This window comes from Nitrosomonas sp. Nm33 (assembly GCF_900107265.1).
GTDB lineage: Bacteria > Pseudomonadota > Gammaproteobacteria > Burkholderiales > Nitrosomonadaceae > Nitrosomonas.
In genome coordinates, this window is the sequence record NZ_FNPJ01000122.1 from 1 (window position 1) to 4,218 (window position 4,218).

Annotated in this window: 3 protein-coding genes and 2 pseudogenes; 4 read left to right on the plus strand and 1 reads right to left on the minus strand. The window is 40.6% G+C overall.

Going from position 1 to position 4,218, the window contains the following annotated elements; all coding sequences use genetic code 11:
- The 4 genes and pseudogenes from BLV54_RS15830 to BLV54_RS14600 form a co-directional block, all read left to right on the plus strand.
- Positions 1–128: pseudogene (locus tag BLV54_RS15830) on the plus strand (IS481 family transposase); the annotation flags it as partial.
- A 170-nt stretch (positions 129–298) separates the two neighbouring features.
- Positions 299–2,374 (plus strand): ribonuclease H-like domain-containing protein, encoded by a 2,076-nt coding sequence (locus BLV54_RS14590; protein WP_090572329.1) that lies wholly within the window; start codon positions 299–301, stop codon positions 2,372–2,374.
- A complete protein-coding gene (locus tag BLV54_RS14595; protein ID WP_090572330.1) occupies positions 2,365–3,396 on the plus strand; it encodes an adenylosuccinate synthetase in 1,032 nt (343 codons plus the stop codon). Before BLV54_RS14590 ends, BLV54_RS14595 begins: the two co-directional genes overlap by 10 nt.
- Positions 3,393–4,133 carry a dCTP deaminase/dUTPase family protein gene (locus BLV54_RS14600; protein WP_090572331.1) on the plus strand — a complete coding sequence of 247 codons (741 nt, stop codon included), beginning with the start codon at positions 3,393–3,395 and terminating at the stop codon, positions 4,131–4,133. The genes BLV54_RS14595 and BLV54_RS14600 overlap by 4 nt, the downstream gene beginning before the upstream one ends.
- Positions 4,134–4,137: 4 nt before the next feature.
- Here the strand turns inward: BLV54_RS14600 and BLV54_RS15835 are convergent.
- Positions 4,138–4,218: pseudogene (locus BLV54_RS15835) on the minus strand (IS5/IS1182 family transposase); the annotation flags it as partial.

A 4,218-nucleotide genomic window follows, 5' to 3' on the forward strand; every position in this document is an offset into this window, starting at 1 on the left:
ACTTCGCAAAGCGGCTTAAGATTTTGAAGGGGCTTACACCCTATGAATACATCTGCAAAATATGGACAAAAGAGCCGGAACGTTTTAATGTTAATCCATTCCAGCACACCGTGGGACTAAACAATTAGTTTAAAAACTAATCTACTTTCTAATGGGCAATGAATAAACACTAAAGAAATTAATGGAACGCAATCTGACTATAGCCGTTCTATGATCCTGTATACCTGAGTTATTTCAGAAATATATTCGTACATCATACATACTTGGCAATATTTAAAAATGGATTGGTAGTATCAACATGCTTCGTATGACTTTTCAGCGCTTATTGCGTGGTGTCAGTGCAAATCGTGAAGCTAAATATTGGAAGCAAGGTATTTTCTCATGGGAAGACCTTGAACGACACCTAATTCCGCAAGATAGCCTTTTTTTAGATCAAGAACATCTTTTTGCAAAAGCAAGAGCCTCTTTTGAAGCTAGAGATGTAGCTTATTTTGCGAATATTTTAAATCGACGGGAATACTATAGGATCCCCTTATCATTTCCGGAAAAAACTCTTTTCCTAGATATTGAAACAACGGGATTAAGTCGTTATTACGATGTTATTACCCTCGTTGGATGGTTTTATCAAGGAAAATATAATAGCTTCATCTTGGGAGAAGATGAGCAAACACTAAGAGCTGCCCTTGCTGATGCTTGCGTAATTGTAACTTTTAATGGTTCTATGTTTGACCTCCCCTTTCTTCGAGAGAGTTTTGTCAATCTGCCCATCCCAGCAGTGCATATAGATCTAAGATTTCTGGCTAAAAGACTATCCCTTTCCGGGGGGCAAAAAGCGATAGAAGATGAAGTTGGTTTTAAAAGACCGCCCCATCTTGTAGAAATAAAAGGAGAAAGTGCGCCGATTCTTTGGCACCGTTATCGCAGAGGCGATTTAGAAGCGCTCAAACTTCTAATTGAATATAACTATTGCGATATTTTGGGTATGAAGTTTATTTTTGATAAAGTTATTGCACTAATTGCAAAACAGCAGAAATTGCCTCCCCATATTAGCAAGAAACTTCCGAAATTTTTTAACCGTGAAGAATCTCTGCTCACCAAGAAAGGATCTATTCATAACTTTTTTAAAGATATTAGTTTTCCTCTCTATAAAGGTGATTCCGGGCCAAGAATTACATATGAGAACCTTTTTCTTACGGAAACGAGCTCTTTAAAAGTTGTAGGCATTGATCTTACGGGCTCTGAAAATAAGCCTTCTGGCTGGTGTTTGTTGGATGGTACAGAGGCAACAACTCGCCTTATAGGAAGCGATGCAGACTTGATTTCAGTTACCTTAGCAGCGCAACCGCACATAGTATCAATTGACTCACCTCTCTCATTACCACAAGGCAGAATCTCGGTATTGGATGATGATCCAGGCAGACATAAATACGGTATCATGAGATATTGCGAGCGGGTATTAAAAAAGAGAGGAATTAACGTTTATCCCGCCCTTATTCCCAGTATGCAAAAGCTAACAGCCAGGGGTATCCGATTGGCATCACTTTTGCGAAGTAAAGGTGTACCGGTAATCGAAAGCTATCCTGGGGCAGCTCAAGATATTATGGGAATTCCCCGAAAGCGCGCTAGTTTAGATATGCTTTGCGAAGGTCTTAGGGAGTTCGGAATACGTGGTAATTTCCTTCGAGAACAATTGACGCATGATGAGCTTGATGCAATTACATCTTCAGTAGTAGGTGCTTTTTTCTGGGGTGGAAAATTTGAAGCGCTTGGTATAGAAGGCGATGAAGCACTCATCATTCCTGATCTAAAAGCAGATGCAAACACTTGGTGTAATAGGAAGATTATCGGTATCAGCGGTCGTATTGCTGCTGGAAAGACAACACTTGCTCGGTACTTTGAGAACCAAGGCTTTTACTATACCCGTTATAGTATGGTGTTAGCTGCGATGATGGGAGAACAGGGTATAGAAGCTACCCGGCCTGCCTTGCAAGAATTCGGAGATCGGATATACAGAGAGCTTGGACAACGCGAATTTGGCCGTAAACTTCTGGAGACCCTGCCTGGCGTAGGAGATATTGTTATTGATGGTCTTAGATTTGCCGACGATCACGCCTTCTGGATCGAAACATTCGGCCCAGCTTTTCATCATATTCATTTAGAATCGTCTGTAGAATTACGCAAAACGCGATTCGAAAATCGTGAAACTAACAACGTATCCTTTGAAGAAGCCGAAGCTCATCCAGTAGAGCAACAAGTTTCAACTTTGCGCCCACTTGCTCATGAGATACTCTCTAATGAAGAAGATATACAAACTCTCTATTCAAAAGTGGATCATTTAATTTTTCATCACTCATCGAGACTGAAATGCCAGTAACAGTTATTGTTGGCGGTCAATTTGGCTCTGAGGGAAAAGGAAAGGTAGCGCACTACTTCGCTAGAGAAATGGGTGCATCAGTTGCTATTAGAGTGGGAGGTCCTAATTCCGGCCACACTGTAATTTCTGAAAAAGGCCCGATAATTTTTAAACAACTGCCTACAGCAGCGATATTACCCGATGTCCAATGCGTTTTACCCGCAGGGAGCTATATCTCTCCTGTCATTCTATTTGAAGAAATGCGGCTTGCAAACTTCACACCCTCTCGTCTTATTATTGATCCTAATGCTGTTGTAATTACCAACAACAATCTTATTGAAGAAAGAAATTCCAAACTTGGTGTAACTATTGGCTCCACCCAAAGTGGCACAGGTGCGGCAGTCTCAGCAAGAATCAACAGACTTGGAGATGTTAAGCTGGCAGGGGATGATGATAGCCTTAAACCTTATGTTAGACCTTCCACTCCTTTTCTTCGGGAACGATTGAATAAAAACGAACGAATTATCGTTGAGGGCACTCAAGGGTTTGGTCTTTCTGTGTTGCATGCTCGTGACTATCCTTATGCGACTAGCCGCGATACCACAGCGGCTGGATTCATTGCCGAAGCTGGGTTAAGTCCGCTAGATATTGATGACATTGTACTGGTAATCAGAACGTTTCCCATTAGAGTTGCCGGTAATTCAGGACCACTCTCTAATGAATTCTCCTGGGAGGAATTAACTACTGAATCTGGTTCCAGTTTCCCGATCGTAGAATATACTTCGGTCACAAAAAATATCAGACGGGTTGCACGATTCGATCCGGAAATCGTGCGTCAGGCTGTTATGTATAACAAACCAACTCGCATTGTTCTGAATCATCTTGATTATCTAGATGTAAGAAATATAGCTTTCCAGAATTACACCCCAGAAACTTTATCTTTATTGCGACATTTTGAAGAGAAGATTGGATCTCGTATCGCATATGCTGGGTTTGGACCAGATCATCTGATACCAATAAAGAATTCCTTGAAACTAGCATGAACGAAGATTATTCCAACCGTCGGCTTGCAAATAATGTAACCGAAGCTGAAGAACGCTTTGTGGAATTTTCATGTAAAGATCCGATACCAGCTGTACCACCTGCGCTCTTAAATTCGGGGGACATTTGTGACTATGCTCGCATTACGAGTATGGTATATCCGTTTGATGTAACTAAACTTAAATCCGCATCTTATGAGATAGAATTTTTAGGTGATGTTTACCTAGTAAATGAAAAAACTGGCGAAGTAGAAAAAGAAATCCTCCAACGCGATAAGCCATTTATTCTCAAAAAGAACTCTATAGTATTTGTTTTTATTGAAACTAAATTTTTTCTACCAGATTATATAGCAATCCGCTTTAATCTGAAAATCACACTTGTACACAGAGGGTTATTACTGGGTACTGGCCCATTAGTAGACCCCGGGTTCGTTGGTAGACTATTAATTCCGCTTCATAATTTGACTTCTGAAGACCATGAGATTTATGGAGGGGATGGGCTGATTTGGGTTGAGTTCACAAAACTATCTCCCCATAGAAAATGGGATCAGTCTGCTCGGAATAATAGCGCTGATTATCGATCTTTTCCTCCAACTAAAAGAAATCTTTCTGCTCAACAATATTTTAATAAAGCATCTAAGGGAAAACCGGCACTTAGCTCAATTCCTGGTGAAATAGCAACTTTTAAAATAATTGCAGAAAAAGCCAAATCCCGTGTTACTTTTCTTAGGGTCTGTTGACATTTCACACAGGTAGCCACAGATACCCGCATGCCATGGCAACCATACTTTCATAATTTCTCTTTAGTTTGTCGTATCGTGTTGC